Source organism: Marinobacter alkalisoli (assembly GCF_045449855.1).
In the GTDB taxonomy this organism is placed as follows: Bacteria; Pseudomonadota; Gammaproteobacteria; order Pseudomonadales; family Oleiphilaceae; genus Marinobacter.
This window is the reverse complement of the sequence record NZ_JBJJLC010000003.1, coordinates 74,036-93,130: the sequence shown is the minus strand read 5'-3', so window position 1 is coordinate 93,130 and position 19,095 is coordinate 74,036. Positions and strand designations below refer to the sequence as shown.

The following is a 19,095-nucleotide window of genomic DNA, read 5'->3' as shown; positions in this document are numbered from 1 at the left end:
AAATGTCAGCTTGGCTTAGGAGTTGCTCAGAGGCTCCCTAATTCAGTCTGGCGAAGCGCCGGTTCAGATGTCTTTCAGGGTACCTTTGGGCAGAGCAGCGGCAACCGCGACTTTCTGAACCTTGATCTCAACGTTGTCAGCCACTTCAACGACAAGGAAATCATCAGTTACCTTGGTGATACGGCCAGCAACGCCGCCGGAGGTAACCACTTCATCACCCTTGTTCAGGCCTGACATCAGCGCCTTGTGCTCTTTCGCGCGCTTGGACTGCGGACGCCAGATCAGGAAGTAGAAAATCAGGATGAAGCCGGCAAAAAAGATAACCTGCCCCATAACTCCCATGCCCTGGGCACCGGGATCCTGCGCCAACGCCAGTGAAGGCATAACGGCAATGAGTGCGGCAACAAGCAGCTTGATCGATTTCATTCAATGTCTCCGTTGTTTGAGATAATTGTTCAAAGTAAATTCGGCCTGCTTTAATGAGGGTCGTCAGTCCGCCAGCGGCGGAACAGTCTCACCCCGGCGGGCGTAGAAGTCGCTGATAAAGTCCGACAATGTACCTGCTTCAATTGCGCCACGCAATCCGGCCATCAGGTTCTGGTAGAACCTCAGGTTGTGGATTGTGTTCAGCTGGGAGCCGAGCATTTCTCCACACTTATCGAGATGATGCAGATAACTTCTCGAAAAATTCTGGCAGGTGTAACAGTCACACCGCTCGTCCAGGGGCCCGATATCGTGACGGTTCTTCGCGTTACGGATTTTCACGATCCCGGTGGACGTAAACAGGTAGCCATTACGGGCGTTCCGGGTCGGCATGACGCAGTCAAACATGTCCACACCGCGACGAACGGCCTCAACAATGTCTTCCGGCCGCCCCACTCCCATCAGGTAACGGGGCTTGTCCTCCGGCATACGGGGCGGCAAATGATCCAGGATGCAAATCATATCCTCTTTGGGCTCGCCCACCGACAGCCCACCGATGGCATAGCCATCAAAACCAATGTCGGTCAGCCCGCCCAGGGAGCGATCCCTCAGGGACTCATACATACCACCCTGAACAATTCCGAACAACGCTGCAGGATTTCCCTCGTGGGCCTGCTTGCTCCGCTCGGCCCAGCGCAGTGACATCTCCATGGACTCCCTCGCCTCCTTTTCCGTGGCGGGGTAAGGCGTGCACTCGTCGAAGATCATTACGATATCCGACCCCAGGTCACGCTGAACCTGCATGGCGATCTCGGGGTTGAGCTTGACCGGGGAGCCATCAACCGGCGAGCGGAAGGTGACGCCCTCCTCGGTGATCTTGCGCATTTCACCAAGGCTGAACACCTGGAACCCGCCGGAATCGGTCAGGATCGGGCCCTGCCACTGGGTGAAATCATGGAGATCTCCATGGGCTTTCACCACCTCGGTACCGGGCCTGTGCATCAGGTGAAAGGTATTGCCCAGAATAATCTCGGCCCCGATCTCCTTGATATCCCGTGGCAACATCCCCTTGACGGTACCGTAGGTTCCAACCGGCATGAACGCCGGCGTCTCCACGGTTCCGCGCGGAAAGGTCAGTCGGCCCCGGCGGGCACGACCGTCTTCACCGAGTTTTTCAAACGACATGAAGCAGGACTGGCTCACGATTTCACTCCGCTTTCCTGACTGGTTTCCCCGGCACAACCTTTCAGCATACCGAGGCTGGGCTCCTGGCCCGTAATAAACATGGCATCGCCATAGCTGAAGAAGCGGTACTTCTCCCGCACTGCTTCAGCGTAAGCCGCCATGACATTGTTGTATCCGGCAAACGCGCTGACCAGCATGATCAACGTGGACTCCGGCAAATGGAAGTTGGTGACCATGGCATCAACCGCCTGGAAACGATAACCAGGATGAATGAAGATATCGGTTTCACCACGGAAAGGCCGCAGTACACCGCCACGGGTGGCGGATTCCAGCGAGCGCACGGACGTGGTCCCCACAGCAACCACCCGGCCGCCGCGGGCACGGGTACGTTTCACCGCCTCAACGGTGGCTTCCGGAACATGGGCCACTTCACTGTGCATAATATGGTCTTCGATTCGCTCGACCCGTACGGGCTGGAAGGTACCCGCCCCTACATGAAGGGTCACCCAGGCCACGTCCACGCCCCGCTCCTTCAGCGTTGCCAGCAACCGCTCATCGAAATGCAGGCCGGCCGTTGGCGCCGCCACAGCCCCCGCTTCCCGTGCGTACACGGTCTGGTAACGCTCGCGGTCCGAGGACTCATCGGGACGATCCACATAGGGAGGCAATGGCATGTGCCCAATGCGGTCAAGCACGTCCAGAATGACTTCGTCGCTGTCACAGAACAGGTGAAACAGGGCGTCATCCCGACCGGTCATCCGTAACGCCGTTCCGTCTTCCAGCAACACTTTCTGGCCTTCCTTCAGCGCCTTGGAAGCCCTTACGTGAGCCAGGATTTCACGCTCCCCAAGCACACGCTCAACCAACACTTCCACCTGACCGCCAGTTTCTTTCTGGCCAAACAGGCGTGCGGGAATCACTCGGGTATCATTGAAGACCAGCAGGTCACCCGGCTGGAGCAAGTCCGGCAAATCGGTGAAACGAAGATGCCTGGTTTCGCCGGACAAGCCATCAAGGCTGAGCAACCGGGACGCACTTCGCTCTTTGAGCGGATACCGGGCGATAAGTTCATCCGGCAGATCAAAGTGAAAATCGGAGACGTTCATTGGATGGACTGTTCACGACACCGCATAGTGCGGCTTGTAAGTGGTAGCGGCGGGCGGACTCGAACCGCCACGGGTTTTACCCCAACGGATTTTGAATCCGTCGTGTCTACCAATTTCACCACGCCGCCATCGGAGAGTGCTGGGGATTATACTGAGGTTGAATCTGAAAGCAATAACAAGTGCCGGACTTCCTTGTTCCGGCGGGCTTTTTACAGGCGATCGAACAATGACAATTGTGAAACCTGGGCAAATGACTGCTGGGCGGCCTGCAGTACGAAGCTCTGGAAACTCAGGTTACTGATCGCTTCCGCGTAGTCCACGTCCTGGAGCTGGGAACGGATTTCATTGCTGTATACAGAAGAATCCTCAAGGAAGGACTGGGTGGATTCCACCGCATTCATTCGCCCGCCCAGCTCGGTTTGCTTCTTGATAATGCTTTCCTGGGCATTGTCCAGGTTGGTCAGGGAATTGGCGATCAGGTCATCATAGGTGTCCTGGCCACCGGGGGCCGACTTGTCGATGTTTTCCAGGCCGTAAATCAATTTTTCAACGGAAGTGAACACGGACTGCTTCTGGGCCGTTTTCAGGGTGAACTCGTCGCCATCGGCGGCATCGTAGATCTCTACCCGGGCCCCGGCAACCTCAAAGCTTCCGCCATTGTCGTACGCCGGAGGCGTAACGGCGAGTGGAGCGTCGGTGCGCCGGTTGAAGGCTTGCACTTCCAGTCCACCCGCACCGTCATCAACAACCGAGACGGAAATATCATCCGGATACACCAGGTCAAACGCATCGCGATCCGCCACCATGCCGGAGCTGATCCGCGCCCCGGATTCGTTGGTGGACGACGCCTCGGCAAAGAAGGTGGGCTCTGCCGCCGCCACATCGACAAAGATCCCCTTGCCGTGGTCGCTGATCGGGACGGTCACCCCGTCATCAATTTCCAGCACACGCTGACCTTCGTCACCACGATAGACCCAGTCACCGGACACGTTCTTTGTGAACGCCTCCTGATCACCCTGAAAGCCGCTGAAAATATATTCGCCAGAGGCATCCTTGGTGTTTGTGATGGTAGCCAGTTGCCCCAGGCGCTCCTTCAGTTCCGATGCAATGGACTGACGGTCGTTCTGGCTCAACGAGCCGTTCCCGGCCTGCACCGTCAGCTCCCTCACTCGCTGGATGACGTCGATGGAGCTCTCGAGGGCGCTCTCTTCCTGCTTAAGGCGATTGTCCGCCAGCGTGGCATTGCGCTGATAGGTTTCCACACGAGCCAGCTCCTGATTGAGCTTGAGAATGCGCGCTGCGGCCACGGGGTCATCAGAAGGCCGGTTAACACGCTTGCCGGTGGATACCTGTTCAGAGGTTTTGTTCAGGCCAACGTTGAGATCCTGCAGGCGATTGATGCCCCCCGAAAATACCTGTTGCGATGAAATTCTGATCATGTCACCTCCCCCCTGTTACCGGAAACTCTGCAACAGTGTCGTAAACAAATCCTGAGCCACACTCATGACCTGGGCCGAGGCGTTATAGGCTGCCTGATACTGGATGAGCTTTCCGGCTTCCTCATCAAGGTTGACGCCTGATACCGATTCCCGCTGATTGGTGGACTGCTCCAGCAGGGTCTGGCTGGCATCCTTGTCCAACTGGCTCTGACGGGTTTTTACGCCAACCGCCTCCACGACCCCGGCATAGCCCTCGGTGAAGTTCTGGGTGCCATTGTTCATGGTATTGGCCGTTCCCAGTGCCGCCAGGAACTCGGCATTGCGGTTATCGGACACGCCGTTCTCGTTGAAACCGATGGTGAAAACGTCACCCACCTCCGGCTTCCCTGAAATCTCAAACTGAAAGCCCTGGTACTCCGCGCCGTCACTGGGGTCTTCACTGAACAGCTTGTTGGAAATCCCGTCCTGATAGGGCTTATCGGCAATGATCGCATCGCCGTTGTTGTCGAACACGCTGAACACCAGGTTCCCGGCGCCATCGTCATCAAACTGGACTTCCAGCGGGCCGTTTGTCAGCTCGCCCTCGGTCCGGAAGCCAGGTAACAGGGCATTGGTAAACGGGTTGCGGACATCCAGCATTTTGCCCTGGTTGATCTGGGCAGTCCCGCTGTTGCCCAGGTCCGACTCTGCACGGACCGGGCTGGCAAACGCCAGATCCTCTTCCCGCTCCACTTCCAGGCCGATATTGGCTGCAGCGTTCCGGGTTGGCTGAATCAGGTACTTATCCCCGGCGTTAAAGGTGCCGCCTTCAATACGGATATTGAATCCGGGCATGGAGATCTCGGAATTGACCGGGTCCGGCAGCCGGCCCTGGTTCACCGTTTTGCCTGTTGCACTGTCAATCAGCTCAAAGCTGCGGCCATCGCCACTGAACTGAAGAGACCAACTGCCCGACTCCAGAGCCGAACTGTCGGTAATCTCCACCGCCAGCTGGGCATCGTTGGGGGCCTGGTTGTTGGCATTCGCAATCACCCGACCGCGCTGGGCCGCAATGTTGTTAATGTCGGTAAAGAACTGCCCACCCAGCTCGCCTTCCAGATCCAGCCCGATTTCATGCTGATGATTCATGGTCTCGGAGAGCGCCATGGCAACGCGCCCGAGTTCGTCGAAGGCAGGCTTCAGCGCCTCCGCTTCGAACCGCCGTAAACCGCCAAGCTTGCCGCCGTTGATCTGCTCGTCCACTGTCAGGGTTCTTCCGCCGTTCCTGAGGGTAAACTCCAGCGATGTCGGATCCTCAGCACTCTCACGGGTACCGAACTCGGCGGCGTTGCTGCCCACCACCAGGGCCAGGCCGTTGTTCAGGGATACGTTCACCTGACTGCCCTCAGCCTGCGTCACCTTGATTCCCACAAGATCCGACAATTCCCTGAGCGCTTCATCCCGCTTGTCCAGGAGCTCATTGGGCATCTTGCCCTCGGCCAGCCCGGGAGATTCGGAAATGGCCAGGTTCAGCTCGGCAATGCTTTTCAACAGGGTATTGGCGTCTTTCACCCCCTGCTGCATTTGCGTCTTCACCGACTCCCGCTGCTGTATGAACTCCTGGTTCAGGGCCTGGAAGCGGTTGACCAACTGTTGTGCCTCACTCAGCACGAGCTGGCGTTGCGGCAGCGATGCGGGATCTTCCGCCGCGTTCTGCAGACTCGCGAAGAAATTGTTCAGGGTATCGCTGAGCCCGGTTGTCTCACCGCCGAGGAGGTTATCGAGACGCGACAACTCGGAGTTCAACGCTTGCTGCTCACCGTTGAGGGTGGTGTCTTCGCGAACCTGCTGAACCAGGTACTCATTGGCGAGCCGTCGGATATTCGAGATGCTGACGCCACTGCCAATGGTTCCGGCGCCGGTGCGCTGCCCCGGCTGGGTATCGAACTGCACTTCCTGGCGACTGTAACCGGGCGTGTTGGCGTTGGTAATGTTATTGCCCGTGGTGTTCAGCGCCGCCTGATGGCCAAGGATGCCCGTCAGACCAATATTGATCAGTCCCGCCATAACCGTTACTCCTCAGCCTCTGTGTTGCCCATGGACTCCGCGTCATCCATGGACAGTGTCATCAGGGAATCACCGTTCATAATCCGGCGGATCTTGGCGCCGTACTCCGGATCGGTGGCGTAACCGGCATCCTGCAGCTTCTGGGCGAATACCTCGGGCTGATCAGCGGAGGCCAGAACATCCCGGTAACGGGGGTTGGATTCCAGGAACTCGACATAGTCCCGGAAGCTCGCTTCATAATCCGGATACGCCCGGAACGACGCCCGCTCACTCATGGGAACGCCCTCGCGGAACTCCGTGGTGGCAATGTTGACGGAATCCCCCTGCCAGCGATGGTCGGCCTTGATACCAAACAGGTTGTGAGTGGGCGATGCGCCCTCACCTTCAATCATGTGTTTGCCCCATCCGGTTTCCAGCGCCGCCTGGGCGATCATGACACGCGGATCAATGCCGCTTTCCCTGGCTACGCGCTCCGCAACCGGCAACAACTCACGGACAAACTCCTCCGGGCTGTTGAAGTTCCGTGGCATTGGCGCCAGATCTTCGGTGGCTGGAGCGGCGATTGGTTCCGCTGGCTCCGCCGGTGCAATCCGGTTCACTTCCCGCACCTGTTCCGGCAACGCCCTGGAGGGAACCGGAACGCTGCGGTCGTAATCCGCAAGCGTGGCCTTGTGGCCCGAGAGCTTCTCGCCCTCTTCACTCATGCCCGGGATCTGCCGGCTGAGCTGGCGAACCAGCGCCTCGGCCAGCCCAGTGCCACCCCGCTGCCCCGCGAGGGTCAGGCTGAGCTGATTATCAAACATGTCACGATAATGCTCGGACTCGTTGCTGTTCAGGTAATTGTCTTCGGAGAAGACATCCCCGGCCTTGCGCATGGACTTCATCATTTCGCCAATAAACAGGCTCTCGAACTGACGAGCGACCTCTTCCAGGGCGGCTTTCTTGTCCGTCCTGGCCTGGGATTTCAATTCATTGAGACCGCTGAAATCGGTGTAGATCCGGGCCTGTTGAATGCTGGAGTCCTGCATCACGCCACCTAAATCACAATCAGCTCGGCACGCAACGCGCCAGCCTGTTTGAGTGCTTCAAGAACCGCCATCACATCGCCGGGCGCCGCACCGACCTGGTTCACCGCCTGGACAATTTCGTTCAGGGTCACCGCCGGGCCGAACTGGAACATCCGGGCCGGGTCCTCGGTGACGGCAATCTGGGTATTGGGCTCGACGGCGGTTTCGCCACCGGCAAAGGGATTTGGCTGCACCACTTCCGGGTTCTCTTCAATGGTCACCGTGAGATTGCCATGGGTGACAGCCGCCGGGCTGACCTTCACGTTCTGACCCACCACGATGGTCCCGGTCCGGCTGTTGATGACAACCTTGGCGGCGTCCTGGGCCGGGTCCACCTCGATGTTTTCCAGAATCGACAGGAAACTCACCCGCTGATCCGCATCCCTGGGCGCCTTCACCGATACTGAGGTAGCGTCGTGGGCGTAGGCCATGTCCGGGCCGAGCGTGTTATTAATGGCCTCCACCACACGGCGCGCTGTTGTGAAGTCAGCACGCAGCAGGTTAAAAGTAATCGTGTCACCTTTGCTGAAGGGGGAAATCACCTCCCGCTCAATGGTGGCTCCATTGGGAATCCGGCCAACGGACGGGACGTTTACCGTAATCCGAGAACCATCCTGCCCCTGGGCACCAAAACCACCCACCACGAGGCTGCCTTGAGCCATGGCATAGATCTGGTCATCCGCACCTTTCAGCGGCGCCATCAACAGGGTTCCGCCCCTGAGGCTGTCGGCGTTACCGATAGAGGACACCGTAATATCCAGCTCCTGCCCGGGCTTGGCAAAAGGCGGCAAGGTGGCGCTGACGGTCACCGCTGCCACGTTAGCCAGGTTCGGGTTCACCCCTTCCGGCAACGTGATACCGAACTGGTTCATCATGTTGCGGAAGGTCTGGTTGGTGAACGGCGCCTTGTCACCAGTGCCGTCCAGACCCACCACCAGCCCGTAACCCACCAGCTGGTTATTACGAACACCCTTGATGCGCGCCAGATCCTTGAGGCGGTCCGCCAGCACCGGCGAGGCCACCACGGACAAAGCCAGGACGACAACCCAGAAACGGATCATCCTCATAACGGCCACCACTCACTGTTAAAGAAGCGGGCCAGCCAGCCCATTTGATTCGCCTGGTCGAAATCCCCCGTGCCGCCATAGGCAAAGCGGGCATTGGCAATACGGTTGGAAGCCACGGTGTTGTCCGGCGCGATATCCTGGGGACGAACCAGACCGGTGAGGCGGATGTACTCATCGCCGTTGGTCAGGGACAGCCATTTCTCACCGCGAATATGCAGCACGCCATTGGGCAGTACTTCGGTGACGGTTACGGTGATGCTACCCGCCAGGCTATTACTCTGGTCCGCTTCGGCCTGGCCTTCGAAATCACGCTCCTGTTCAATTTCGGTACCCAGGTTCAGACCGGTCTTGCCAAGAATCTGAGGGTCCAGCATTGAGATTTCCTGGTCCTTGCTAATGCTGGTTTCGGCGTTCTTGCTGGCGCGAGTGGATTCCTCGAGCGTTACCGTCAGGACATCCCCCACATTCAGCGCCACCGTATCACCGTATAGGTTGTGGTTACGCTGGGTCTGGAAAATGGCCCCGGATTCCGGATTGCGCTGCATCATTGCCTCGGCCCGCACCGGCGCGTACGCCGGATCATCGGGAACCGCCCTCTGTCGACTCATGGCGGTACATCCCTGCAACACGATCAACACGGCCACCAGCGCCAGAGTACGGATGGAGATTGTGCTATCTGTTATCGCGATGCGTTTCATTGTCTGTCCCCTCTACGAACCACGACCGGATCAGCCGATATTGTTCGTAATAAACTGCAGCATCTGGTCGGTAGCCGACACCACCTTGGAGTTCATCTCATAGGCACGCTGAGTGGTGATCATGCTGACCAACTCTTCCACCACCTCAACGTTGGAAGACTCAACCATGCCCTGCTCAACCGTACCGAGCCCGCCAATGCCAGGCTCGCCTTCAGCGGGGTCACCGCTGGCGTTGGTGGCTTTGTAGAGGTTGTTACCAATAGCCTGCAGTCCCTGGGGGTTAATGAAGTCCACCAGAGTGATTTCCCCCAGGTTGATCGGTGCTGCCTGGTCATCCACTACGGCAGTGACGGTACCGTCCTTGCCAATGGTGATGTTGGTCGCGTTTTCCGGCACGTTGATGTTGGGCTCCAGCGTATAGCCATCCGGGTTCACGATATCCCCGTCGGAATTGAGCTGGAACTGGCCGTCACGGGTGTAGGCAACCTGCCCGTCCGGGAGCAGGATCTGCATGAAACCGCGACCATCAACCGCCATATCCAGCGGTTGCTCGGTCACCTCAAGGTTGCCCTGGGAAAACTGCTTGGTCGTGCCGACAACACGCACACCGGTGCCCAGTTGAAGGCCGGAGGGCAGCTCGGAATTCTCGGTGCTCATACCGCCGGGCTGCCGGTTGACCTGATACAGAAGGTCCTGGAACACCGCCCGGTCCCGCTTGAAACCGGTGGTGTTAACGTTGGCCAGGTTGTTGGAAATGGTGGACATCTTGGTGTCCTGTGCGCTCAACCCGGTTTTACTGACCCAAAGTGCTGGATGCATGTTTTTTCTCCTTGCCGGGGGACTCTGTCAGGCGGCCATGTTTTGCCGCTTTTCTGCCCATCCGACGACTGTGCCCAAGGTTTATCAGAGGTTCTGCAACAGGCGTGCCGATGCCTCGGAATTTTCATTTGCGGTGGTCATAACCTTCACCTGCATCTCGTACTGCCGCGACAGCTGCAGGTTGGCAATCATTTCCTCAACGGCGTTCACGTTGGAACTTTCCAGAAATCCGGACGCCACGCGCATATTTCCATCGGGGGGCTCGGGGCCGTCCAACGCCTGGTCCGGCTTGCGACGCATATACCCGTCGTCACCTTTCTCCAGGGCACCGGGCGGCGGGTTTACCAACTTCAGGCGATCCACTTCCACCAGCTGATCCGGCGGACCGCCGACGGGAACAATGGAAACGGTGCCATCGGCGCCGATCTGAACATTATCGAAAGGCGGCAAAGCGACCGGCCCGCCATTTCCCATGACCATGTCCCCGCTGGCGTTACGAACCAGACCGTTGACATCAATCTGCAGACTGCCGGACCGGGTAAAGACTTCCTGACCGCGCTGGTTCTGAACCGCCAGCCAGCCGTCGCCCTCAACGGCAACGTCCAGCTTGCGGCCGGTTTCCATCAGCGCCCCCGCGGACAGATCCGTCCCCGGTCGCTCGGTCATGGCGTAGGCGCGGGTCGGATGATGCTCACCGAACACCGGCATGCTGCGAGCCTGGGCGAAGTCCTTCTTGAACCCTGTGGTACTGACGTTTGCCAGGTTATTGGCGTGGGCACGCTGGGCCAGCATGTTCTGCTTGGCGCCAGACATTCCGATATAAAGGGCTTTATCCATGGGAAAACTCCTGCCGGAATTTTGACTGTTACCAGTCTTCCTGCAGGAGTTATGCCAGAATTGAGTTTTGCGGATTATCTCAGGTTGATAACAGTCTGGGTGACCGCATCGGAGGTCTCGATGGTCTTCGCGTTGGCCTGATAGTTACGCTGGGCAATGATCAGGTTCACCAGCTCCGCAGACAGGTCCACGTTGGAATCCTCCACCGAGCTTGCCTTGATGGAACCCAGGGTTCCGGTGTCCGGGGCGCCGATGATCGGCTGACCGGACTCGAAGGTCTCGACCCAGGAGGTATCGCCCACCGGCGAAAGACCATCGGTATTATTGAAGGCCGCAAGTGCCACCTGCCCCAGCTCCTTGGACTGGCCGTTGGTGTAACGGGCAAACAGCACACCCTGATCGGAAACGTCCAGGCCGGACAGGCGACCGGTGGTGTAACCGTTCTGGTTCTGGTCATTCACACCGAAAGCACTGCCATACTGCGTGGTATTGCCCAGGTCCACCACAAAAGCGGACGTGGTAGGCGGTTCCGGGATCGGCGTCACCACTTCCTCGCCAGCGGCAGGAGGGCCATCGGCGCCGTTCGGAATGCCGTTCTCGTCTTTCGGCACCCAGTCATCAATGACAACTTCACCGTTAGGGTCGCCATTGATGGACTGCAGGTCACCGTCCTGGTTAAACCTGGCGGTGAACGGCGTCTCATCGGTACCGGCCACCATCTCGCCATCAATCTGCATATAGATGGACCATTCGCTCTGGCCCACCCCGTTACCCGGCGAGGGCTCCTTCACGAAAAACTGCGTCAGTTCGTGGGAGTTGCCCAGGCTGTCATAGATGGTGGTGGACGTCGCGTGGTTGTAGGTACGCTGATCCAGCGGGTTGAACTCATTGGTAATGCGGGTTTCGCCGGCATCATAAGCTGCTGCAAACGCACCGGTTCCGGCTCCATCGGTCAGAATTCCGTTCACCTCACGCTCGGTGGTTACAAACAGGTTGCCACGCTCCGGACTGCCAAAGGCCTGGTTTCCCGCAGCGCCGGTGGTGTAGGACATATCAACGCTGAAACCCCGGCTATCGGTGATCTGAATATCGTCACCGCTGTCCGACACCTCGGCACGCAGAGTGTTCAGTTCCGACCCGTTAATGGCAGCGGCCAGGGAATCCAGGTCGGTAATGCCGTCACTGCCGCGGAAGGTGACGTTATCGCTCCCGTTCAGGGAAACGGTCAGCTCAAAGTCCGGATCGGAAAGATCATTGGCCAGCTGCGTCATATCGAACTGCTCCGACAGGTCGAACCGGGTACGGGCCGACGCATTCACGCCTTTCTGGGAACCCAGAAGTTCGGCCACCTCGTTCGCGGGCTGCCCCGTGCCGATGTCGATAAGCTGCGAACTGGTGCCATCGGAATACTCGATCTGAAAAGCGTCACCATCCAGGTCCGCCACATTCAGGTTCTCGCCCAGGTCCCGGATACGGTTCTCCAGCACGCCCTCTCTGGAATCCAGGTTGAGATCGGAGCGCAGATTGGTGGTGCGCCGTGGCGCAAGGTTATCCGTCTCCACCTGCAGGTCGCCCCGAACACCAGACAGGTTTCCGTCGGCATCCGCGGTGTAACCCTGCACACGCATGTTCTGGTTGTTGGTAACGTACCCTTCCTTGTCGATACCAAACTGCCCGGCACGGGAATAACGGATTTCACCGCCATTGTTGAGAATAAAGAAACCATCACCGTTGATGGCCATATCCAGGCCGTTATCGGTGAAGCTGATGTTGCCCTGACCGAAAGACTGCTTCACGTCCTGCACCCGCACACCATCACCTACAGGGTTGGTGCCGGAACTCATCAGACCGCTTGCATATAGATCACCAAACTGGGCACTGCTGCTTTTGAAGCCAACCGTGCTGGCGTTGGCGATGTTATTACCGGTGACGTCCAGATCAACGGACGCTGCCCTCAAACCGCTAAGCCCTGTATTAAAAGCCATAATTCACCTCGTGGTTTCGCACCGGTATCAGTTGATTTGTTCGACGTCCGACAGGGCAATGGAGCCCATGCCAGCCAGATTCAGTGTGACTTTACCGCCCTGCCCGAGAGAAACGCTGTCCACATTGGCGCTGACCATGGTGGCCAGCTGCTCGGTTCCGCTGGGGTAGGAGCCCTCAGCCACAATGCGGTAGGGGCCGGGTGGCAAGGCATTGCCGTTACCGTCCTTGCCATCCCACTGGAAGGAAGCAATGCCGGCCTGACTGGCGCCCAGGTCAATCTGCCGCACCCGTTCACCGTTCTGACTCTCAATGGACAGACGCAGCCCGCCGGTGGATGCCGGTACCTGGATGGTGCCAGTGATCTCGCCTTCGCTACCAAGTATGCCCATTTGCGATGGCGCCAGAACGGTCCGCCCCACCATCGCCGACGCCTGCAGCGCCTGGGTAGAGCGGAACTGGCTGCCCAGTTCATCCACACTCCGGGACACTCCCTGCATTTCTTCAAGGGAACTGAACTGGGCAAGCTGGGAAATAAATTCGCCGTTGTCCTGGGGCTCAAGCGGGTTCTGGTTTTTCAGCTGGGCAATCATCAGTTCCATGAACTCGTTCTTGCCGAGTTCATTGTTACCAGCGCCCGTTTTTTCCTTCTCGTGGCGGTAATCCCCCAGGATATCGGAGGCTGAGGTTCCCGCCGGGTTAATCGCGCTCATCGTTCAATCCTCGCCCGGTTACTGCTGCCCAAGTGTAAGAATGCGCTGCATCATGGATTTGGCCGTGTTCATAATGTCCACGTTCATCTGGAAGCTGCGGGACGAGGACATCATGTCTGCCATTTCCTCAACCACGTTGACGTTGGGGTAGAACACGTAGCCCTCTTCGTTGGCCGCGGGATGATCTGGCTCATAACGCATTTGCAGTTCCGCGTCACTCTCGACGATGCCGTCCACACGAACCCCGGCGCCCTGGCCTTCGTCGCTCCCGAAAGCCAGGTCCTTCTGATCCGGGTTCAGCATGGACTGCTGGATCGCGGCGAACACGGGCTTGCGCGCCCGGTAAGTACCTTCGGTGCTGGAACTGGCGGTTTCCGCGTTGGCAATATTGGACGCAGTGGTATTCAACCGCAGTGACTGCGCAGTCATGCCGGAACCGGCGATATCGAATATGTTACCCAGAGACATGTTGATGCTCCTCAGCTAGTGGCTGCGCCCGATTATTGACCAGAGAGGGCTTTCTTCAGCCCCGAGAATTTGCCGTCCAGGAACTGGAAGCTCGCCTGGTAGTCCATGGCATTTCTCATGAACCGGCTTTGCTCCTGCTGGGTCTCCACGGTGTTGCCGTCAACGGAGGGCTGTTGCGGCACACGGTAGAGCAGTTCGTTGTCCTGGCCACCGGGCGTCGTATCCATGTGGGCGTCGTGAGTCCGCTCCATGTTGAAGCCGCTGACACTCTGCTGTGCCTTTTCCATCATCGCGCGGAAATCAACATCCCTGGCCTTGTAGCCCGGGGTATCGGCATTGGCGAGGTTGTTCGCCAATACCTCACCACGCTGAACCCTGGCTTCCAGGGCGTGCTGGTGAATACCCAGTGCTTTATCAAAGGAAATTGCCATATTGCCTCCAGAACCTTGTGCCCGGCCCTGCATTGGTTTGCCGGTTCACCTCGTTGCTGTAGACAAAGCAACGTCAATGCCAGTTTTCAGGAGGCTACGGATACAGCGGGCTGGAGAGGATCTGGCGGGAAATTCGGAGGCCCTTCCGGAGGAGATGGCACAAGAAGCGGCAATGACTTTCCCCTGCGACCAGGTTCGGAAAGGCCTGAACTGAATTGTGGCTTTTCTGTATAACTGTTAACCTTTCGTCGTAGTCCGACTTTCGAAAAACTATAAATGAGCCGGTAGCGAAACCATGAGTGAGCAAAGCGCTTTTCGCAATTTTTCTGAATTCTATCCGTACTACCTGGAAGAACACAGCGACTTGACCTGTCGCAGGCTCCATTTTGTCGGCAGCCTTCTTGTTATAATCGTTGCCCTTTACGCCATTGTGACCGCCAAACTGGTCTGGCTGCTGTTGCTGCCCGTGATCGGTTACGGATTTGCCTGGGTCGGACATTACTTCTTTGAGAAAAACCGCCCGGCGACCTTCAAATACCCATTGTACAGCCTGATGGGGGACTGGGTGATGTTCCGCGACATCCTCATCGGACGGATACGCTTCTGATATGATGAGCGCCCCCGTGGATCTGCGCAATGCCAGCACCAGCGCCGGCAAGTCCACTGTCGTGGACGCGCAGATTGATCCCATCGCCATTCCGCCGATGCCGGATTACAACGGGCGCATCCTTGGCTTCACCGCTGCGGCCGCCATTATCGCCGCGGGTGTTTTCCAGGGCGCATTTCCCGACTGGATGCTCTGGATGATCGCCGGTGCGCTGACCTGGCCTCACCTGGCGCACCTTCTGACCCGCCGCACCTTCCTCAGACATTCCTCTCGTATCCGCCAGAAAATGCTGATCGTCGATTGCGTGATTGGCGGCGGCTTTGTCGGCGCTATCGGAGCAACGGCCATTCCATCCGTGTCGGTCATGCTGATGTTGATGTTCAGTTGCCTGATTGTCGGCGGCTTCCGCCAGTGGGTGTTCGGCACGGTGTTCATGGCGGCATCCCTGTCGGTGGGGCTCGCCATTTTCGGGCCGGCGGAGAGTTTTCAGGCGCCCCTGCTTACCAGCATTCTGTCACTGCTCGCGACCGGCCTGTATATCTGCGTTACGGCTTTCTATTCCCACCAACAGGCCCGGGCGCTGATGATGGCCAAGAGCCAGATTCAGAACCAGCGGGAACAGTCCATTGCTCTCTCCCACAAGTTGTCCAAGTACCTGTCTCCCCAGGTCTGGCAGTCAATTTTCACCGGTGAGCGGGACGTCCGCCTGGAAACCCAGCGCAAGAAACTCGCCGTTTTCTTCTCCGACATCAAGGGCTTCACCGAGTTGTCCGAGGAAATGGAGCCGGAAGCGCTGACCGAACTGCTCAACCACTACTTCAACGGCATGTCCGAAGTGGCGCTGAAATACGGCGGCACCATCGACAAGTTCGTTGGTGACTCCATCATGGTGTTCTTCGGTGATCCTACCAGCCGGGGTCAGCGGGAAGACGCCTTTGCCTGTGTATCCATGGCAATCGAGATGCGCAAGCATATGAAGATCATGCGCCAGAAGTGGCGTAGCCAGGGCATCAAGACCCCGCTGGAAATCCGCATGGGGATCAGCACCGGCTATACCACGGTCGGGAACTTCGGCGCGGAAAACCGTATGGATTACACCATCATCGGCAAGGAAGTGAACCTGGCCAGCCGGCTGGAATCCCTGGCCGATCCCGGTGAAATACTGGTGTCCTATGAAACCTTCTCACTGATCAAGGACCGCATCATGTGCCGGGACAAGGGTGAGATTACGGTGAAAGGGTTTGGCAAGCCGGTACCCATTTATGAAGTAGTGGACTTCCGCCGCGACATGGGCCCGAACCGCAGCTTCCTGGAACACGAACACAGCGGGTTTGCCATGTACCTGGATTCCGACAAGATCACCGAAAGGGAGCGTCAGGCCATTCTGAATGCCCTGGAAGATGCCGCCGACCGCTTGCGGCAGGAAGAGGAGATTCGCTGAACCCCTCCCCCTTCTGAGTTTTACTGGCGAATCAGCCGGGCTCCGGGACCGTCGTCCGGATCGGTGCTGCGCCAGGGATTGATATCCAGCCCGCCCCTGCGGGTATAACGGGCACACACCATCAACGCTTCCGGTTTGCACCTCGCCATAATGTCGGTAAACAGGGTTTCCACGCAGTGCTCATGGAAGTCCTGCTTCTGGCGAAAGCTGACGATGTAGCGAAGCAATCCCCTGCGATCCAGTTTCAGCCCGGTGTAGCGAACCATCACCGTGCCCCAGTCCGGCTGGCCGGTCACCGGGCAGTTGCTTTTCAGCAGATGCGAGCACAGGCTTTCCGATACCGCCTCGCCAGACGCCGACAGGGATTCCGGCGCGTACTCGTAGGTCACATCGTCAACGGTGCCCCCGTCAATCAGTTCGTAGCCTTGCGGGCGGCCTTCCGCCATGGAACCCTCATCCACGCTGCGCATGGTGACCTGCACCGCCGCGCCACTGCCGCTGGACAGATCCCGGGTGATCACATCCGCGACCTGCTCAGGCGACGAAAACACCGCCTGGTTCAGGGAGTTCAGGTACAGCTTCAGAGACTTGGATTCGATAATGTTGGGCGAAGCAGCCGGGAAACGGATTTCCGCCCAGGCCACGGCCGGCACACCATCGGCACGCAACCAGGACACTTCCCAGGCCTGCCAGAGATCCTCTCCGAACCACGGCCAGCGGCCATCCGACAGACCAATGCGGCGACGATTTTCCTCCCGCGGCACGGGGAAAAGCAGGTCCGGATTGTAGCGATCCGGGTACTCACTGGATTTGCCCAGGGGGGCATCATTAAGGGCCATGGTGTGTCCTTTAAAACGGTCCTGAAACTTAGTGGCGAATGCCTTTGCCACGCTTGAGCATCCGCAGCGAGATAGCCGTCAGCAGCGAAATAAACACCAGGATCATGCCCAGTGCCACAAAGGGATTCACATCCGATACGCCCAGAATACCAAACCGGAAGGCATTCACCATGTACAGGATCGGATTCACCATGGACACGGCCTGCCAGAAGTCCGGCAGCATGCTGATGCTGTAGAACACCCCGCCCAGATAGGTCAGCGGCGTGAGCACGAACGTCGGCACGATGGAAATATCATCGAACTTGGTGGCCAGCATGGCATTGATAAACCCGCCCAGGGCAAACAGCGCCGAGGTCAGGAACACCGTAATCACCACCATCGGCAGGCTATGGATCTCCAGCCGCGTAAACGCCAGCGACAGCAGCGTCACGATCAACCCGATCCCCAGGCCGCGGGCCATGCCGCCGCAGACATAGCCGGCGAGGATGATCCAGTTGGGCACCGGCGACACCAGCAGTTCCTCGATGCTGCGCTGGAACTTCATCGAAAAGAACGACGACACCACATTGGCGTAGGAACTGGTGATCACCGCCATCATGATCAGCCCCGGCACAATGAAGGACATATAATCAAAGCCACCCATATCACCGATCCGGGAACCAATCAGGTTACCGAAAATGATGAAGTACAGCGTCATGGTGACCGCCGGTGGTAACAGGGTCTGGGGCCAGATCCTTGTGAAACGGCGAATCTCCCGGATCACGATGGTGTTGAATGCCGTCACCATTGCCTGGATTTTCATGCGTCACCTCCCTGGACTTCCCGGGCATTCTCTTCCACCATCCGGATGAACAGTTCCTCCAGGCGGTTGGCCTTGGTCCGCATGCTGACCACCTTGATCCCCCGCTGCTCCAGTTGCACAAATACCTGGTTCAGGCCCTGGCCCTTCTGAACCTCCACTTCCAGCGCGCCCTCGTCACTCAGGCGGCACGGAAAGCCGTCCAGCGCCGGCACGCCCTCAAGGGCGGTTTCGGTATCCAGCACGAAGGTTTCCACACGCAGCTGCTGCAGCAGTTCACGCTTGCTGGTGTGTTTCAGAATCCGCCCATGATCAATGATCGCAATGTTGCGGCACAGCGCTTCGGCCTCTTCCAGGTAATGGGTGGTCAGGATAATCGTGGTGCCCTGGCGGTTCATTTCCTCCAGGAAGGTCCACATGGACCGACGCAGTTCGATATCAACGCCCGCGGTGGGTTCGTCCAGAATCAGTAACTTGGGCTCGTGCACCAGCGCCCGGGCAATCATCAGCCGGCGCTTCATGCCCCCGGACAGCATCCGCGCCGGGGTATCCTTCTTGTCCCAGAGCCCCAGTTGGCGCAGGTACTTCTCTGCCGACACCCTGGCCTGCTTCAGCGGGATGCCGTAATAACCCGCCTGGGTAGTGACGATGTCGAAGACCTTCTCGAACTGATTGAAGTTGAACTCCTGGGGCACCACCCCAAGGTTCAGCTTGGCATCGGACAGGTGGGTATCGATGTCGGAACCAAACACCCTCACCTTGCCCCCGGTCTTGTTCACCAGGGAGCACACGATACCCAGCGTGGTCGATTTCCCGGCCCCGTTCGGGCCCAGCAGGGCGAAGAAATCCCCCTGCCTGACGTTCATGTCGATCCCCTTGAGAGCATGAAAACCATCACCGTAGGTTTTGGTCAGCCCCTCAATCTCCAGTGCGTTGGTCATAAACTACCCAGAATAGTGGCGTGTCGGGTCAGAGTGCCCGGCCAAGAGTGTGATGCGTTAAACCAGAAGTCTTTTAAGTTGTGGCGCAGACGGAATTTTCAAGTCGCCGTGGCGGAAACCCGCCGCCCCGGGAAAACATCAAACTGCGACGGGATTCCCGATATCCCCGCGCGCCCGTCCCTATAA

At 58.3% G+C, this 19,095-nt stretch carries 19 protein-coding genes and 1 tRNA gene; 2 read left to right on the top strand and 18 right to left on the bottom strand.

Annotated elements, in window-relative coordinates; genetic code table 11:
- Window positions 1-63: 63 nt before the first annotated feature.
- From yajC to flgB, 15 genes are all read right to left on the bottom strand, one after another.
- Window positions 64-426: a preprotein translocase subunit YajC gene (yajC, locus tag ACJO5Y_RS00565; protein ID WP_406984240.1), complete on the bottom strand. Its 363-nt coding sequence runs from the start codon at window positions 424-426 to the stop codon at window positions 64-66.
- 63 nt (window positions 427-489) lie between these two features.
- Window positions 490-1,608: a tRNA guanosine(34) transglycosylase Tgt gene (gene tgt, locus ACJO5Y_RS00560; RefSeq protein ID WP_406984487.1), complete on the bottom strand. Its 1,119-nt coding sequence runs from the start codon at window positions 1,606-1,608 to the stop codon at window positions 490-492.
- A 14-nt stretch (window positions 1,609-1,622) separates the two neighbouring features.
- Window positions 1,623-2,714 (bottom strand): tRNA preQ1(34) S-adenosylmethionine ribosyltransferase-isomerase QueA, encoded by a 1,092-nt coding sequence (gene queA, locus ACJO5Y_RS00555; RefSeq protein ID WP_406984239.1) that lies wholly within the window; start codon window positions 2,712-2,714, stop codon window positions 1,623-1,625.
- Between the two features lie 41 nt (window positions 2,715-2,755).
- A tRNA-Leu gene (locus tag ACJO5Y_RS00550) sits at window positions 2,756-2,842 on the bottom strand.
- An 81-nt stretch (window positions 2,843-2,923) separates the two neighbouring features.
- Complete coding sequence (gene flgL / locus ACJO5Y_RS00545; protein WP_406984238.1) at window positions 2,924-4,153, bottom strand: flagellar hook-associated protein FlgL; 1,230 nt, start codon at window positions 4,151-4,153, stop codon at window positions 2,924-2,926.
- 15 nt (window positions 4,154-4,168) lie between these two features.
- Entirely contained in the window at window positions 4,169-6,199 is a 2,031-nt protein-coding gene (gene flgK, locus ACJO5Y_RS00540; RefSeq protein WP_406984237.1) for a flagellar hook-associated protein FlgK, read from the bottom strand.
- 5 nt (window positions 6,200-6,204) lie between these two features.
- Window positions 6,205-7,227: a flagellar assembly peptidoglycan hydrolase FlgJ gene (gene flgJ, locus ACJO5Y_RS00535; protein ID WP_406984236.1), complete on the bottom strand. Its 1,023-nt coding sequence runs from the start codon at window positions 7,225-7,227 to the stop codon at window positions 6,205-6,207.
- 8 nt (window positions 7,228-7,235) lie between these two features.
- Entirely contained in the window at window positions 7,236-8,333 is a 1,098-nt protein-coding gene (locus ACJO5Y_RS00530) for a flagellar basal body P-ring protein FlgI (protein WP_406984235.1), read from the bottom strand.
- On the bottom strand, window positions 8,330-9,031 hold the full coding sequence (flgH, locus tag ACJO5Y_RS00525; RefSeq protein ID WP_406984234.1) for a flagellar basal body L-ring protein FlgH: 702 nt from the start codon (window positions 9,029-9,031) through the stop codon (window positions 8,330-8,332). Before flgH ends, ACJO5Y_RS00530 begins: the two co-directional genes overlap by 4 nt.
- Window positions 9,032-9,061: 30 nt before the next feature.
- Window positions 9,062-9,850, bottom strand: coding sequence for a flagellar basal-body rod protein FlgG (gene flgG / locus ACJO5Y_RS00520; RefSeq protein ID WP_406984233.1), 789 nt, complete (start codon window positions 9,848-9,850; stop codon window positions 9,062-9,064).
- 84 nt (window positions 9,851-9,934) lie between these two features.
- A complete protein-coding gene (locus ACJO5Y_RS00515) occupies window positions 9,935-10,687 on the bottom strand; it encodes a flagellar basal body rod protein FlgF (protein ID WP_406984232.1) in 753 nt (250 codons plus the stop codon).
- A 74-nt stretch (window positions 10,688-10,761) separates the two neighbouring features.
- Complete coding sequence (locus ACJO5Y_RS00510; protein WP_406984231.1) at window positions 10,762-12,672, bottom strand: flagellar hook protein FlgE; 1,911 nt, start codon at window positions 12,670-12,672, stop codon at window positions 10,762-10,764.
- Between the two features lie 27 nt (window positions 12,673-12,699).
- On the bottom strand, window positions 12,700-13,383 hold the full coding sequence (locus ACJO5Y_RS00505) for a flagellar hook assembly protein FlgD (RefSeq protein WP_406984230.1): 684 nt from the start codon (window positions 13,381-13,383) through the stop codon (window positions 12,700-12,702).
- Between the two features lie 18 nt (window positions 13,384-13,401).
- Complete coding sequence (gene flgC, locus ACJO5Y_RS00500; RefSeq protein ID WP_406984229.1) at window positions 13,402-13,851, bottom strand: flagellar basal body rod protein FlgC; 450 nt, start codon at window positions 13,849-13,851, stop codon at window positions 13,402-13,404.
- A 32-nt stretch (window positions 13,852-13,883) separates the two neighbouring features.
- A complete protein-coding gene (gene flgB / locus ACJO5Y_RS00495) occupies window positions 13,884-14,282 on the bottom strand; it encodes a flagellar basal body rod protein FlgB (RefSeq protein WP_406984228.1) in 399 nt (132 codons plus the stop codon).
- 295 nt (window positions 14,283-14,577) lie between these two features.
- Here flgB and ACJO5Y_RS00490 point away from each other — a divergent pair, with 295 nt between their 5' ends.
- On the top strand, window positions 14,578-14,889 hold the full coding sequence (locus tag ACJO5Y_RS00490) for an Mpo1-like protein (RefSeq protein WP_406984227.1): 312 nt from the start codon (window positions 14,578-14,580) through the stop codon (window positions 14,887-14,889).
- A gap of 1 nt (window position 14,890) precedes the next feature.
- Complete coding sequence (locus tag ACJO5Y_RS00485; protein ID WP_406984226.1) at window positions 14,891-16,330, top strand: adenylate/guanylate cyclase domain-containing protein; 1,440 nt, start codon at window positions 14,891-14,893, stop codon at window positions 16,328-16,330.
- 20 nt (window positions 16,331-16,350) lie between these two features.
- Here the strand turns inward: ACJO5Y_RS00485 and queF are convergent, their stop codons facing one another.
- Genes queF through ACJO5Y_RS00470 form a run of 3 tightly spaced genes read right to left on the bottom strand, consistent with a single transcriptional unit; the run spans window position 16,351 to window position 18,909 of the window.
- On the bottom strand, window positions 16,351-17,169 hold the full coding sequence (queF, locus tag ACJO5Y_RS00480) for an NADPH-dependent 7-cyano-7-deazaguanine reductase QueF (RefSeq protein WP_406984225.1): 819 nt from the start codon (window positions 17,167-17,169) through the stop codon (window positions 16,351-16,353).
- 28 nt (window positions 17,170-17,197) lie between these two features.
- Complete coding sequence (locus ACJO5Y_RS00475; RefSeq protein WP_406984224.1) at window positions 17,198-17,971, bottom strand: ABC transporter permease; 774 nt, start codon at window positions 17,969-17,971, stop codon at window positions 17,198-17,200.
- Window positions 17,968-18,909 (bottom strand): ABC transporter ATP-binding protein, encoded by a 942-nt coding sequence (locus ACJO5Y_RS00470; RefSeq protein WP_406984223.1) that lies wholly within the window; start codon window positions 18,907-18,909, stop codon window positions 17,968-17,970. Before ACJO5Y_RS00470 ends, ACJO5Y_RS00475 begins: the two co-directional genes overlap by 4 nt.
- Window positions 18,910-19,095 lie beyond the last annotated feature (186 nt).

Coding starts and splice junctions, on each gene's coding strand:
- yajC (WP_406984240.1), bottom strand. CDS start 426: ATGAAATCGATCAAGCTGCTTGTTGCCGCACTCATTGCCGTTATGCCT.
- tgt (WP_406984487.1), bottom strand. CDS start 1,608: ATGTCGTTTGAAAAACTCGGTGAAGACGGTCGTGCCCGCCGGGGCCGA.
- queA (WP_406984239.1), bottom strand. CDS start 2,714: ATGAACGTCTCCGATTTTCACTTTGATCTGCCGGATGAACTTATCGCC.
- flgL (WP_406984238.1), bottom strand. CDS start 4,153: ATGATCAGAATTTCATCGCAACAGGTATTTTCGGGGGGCATCAATCGC.
- flgK (WP_406984237.1), bottom strand. CDS start 6,199: ATGGCGGGACTGATCAATATTGGTCTGACGGGCATCCTTGGCCATCAG.
- flgJ (WP_406984236.1), bottom strand. CDS start 7,227: ATGCAGGACTCCAGCATTCAACAGGCCCGGATCTACACCGATTTCAGC.
- ACJO5Y_RS00530 (WP_406984235.1), bottom strand. CDS start 8,333: ATGAGGATGATCCGTTTCTGGGTTGTCGTCCTGGCTTTGTCCGTGGTG.
- flgH (WP_406984234.1), bottom strand. CDS start 9,031: ATGAAACGCATCGCGATAACAGATAGCACAATCTCCATCCGTACTCTG.
- flgG (WP_406984233.1), bottom strand. CDS start 9,850: ATGCATCCAGCACTTTGGGTCAGTAAAACCGGGTTGAGCGCACAGGAC.
- ACJO5Y_RS00515 (WP_406984232.1), bottom strand. CDS start 10,687: ATGGATAAAGCCCTTTATATCGGAATGTCTGGCGCCAAGCAGAACATG.
- ACJO5Y_RS00510 (WP_406984231.1), bottom strand. CDS start 12,672: ATGGCTTTTAATACAGGGCTTAGCGGTTTGAGGGCAGCGTCCGTTGAT.
- ACJO5Y_RS00505 (WP_406984230.1), bottom strand. CDS start 13,383: ATGAGCGCGATTAACCCGGCGGGAACCTCAGCCTCCGATATCCTGGGG.
- flgC (WP_406984229.1), bottom strand. CDS start 13,851: ATGTCTCTGGGTAACATATTCGATATCGCCGGTTCCGGCATGACTGCG.
- flgB (WP_406984228.1), bottom strand. CDS start 14,282: ATGGCAATTTCCTTTGATAAAGCACTGGGTATTCACCAGCACGCCCTG.
- ACJO5Y_RS00490 (WP_406984227.1), top strand. CDS start 14,578: ATGAGTGAGCAAAGCGCTTTTCGCAATTTTTCTGAATTCTATCCGTAC.
- ACJO5Y_RS00485 (WP_406984226.1), top strand. CDS start 14,891: ATGATGAGCGCCCCCGTGGATCTGCGCAATGCCAGCACCAGCGCCGGC.
- queF (WP_406984225.1), bottom strand. CDS start 17,169: ATGGCCCTTAATGATGCCCCCCTGGGCAAATCCAGTGAGTACCCGGAT.
- ACJO5Y_RS00475 (WP_406984224.1), bottom strand. CDS start 17,971: ATGAAAATCCAGGCAATGGTGACGGCATTCAACACCATCGTGATCCGG.
- ACJO5Y_RS00470 (WP_406984223.1), bottom strand. CDS start 18,909: ATGACCAACGCACTGGAGATTGAGGGGCTGACCAAAACCTACGGTGAT.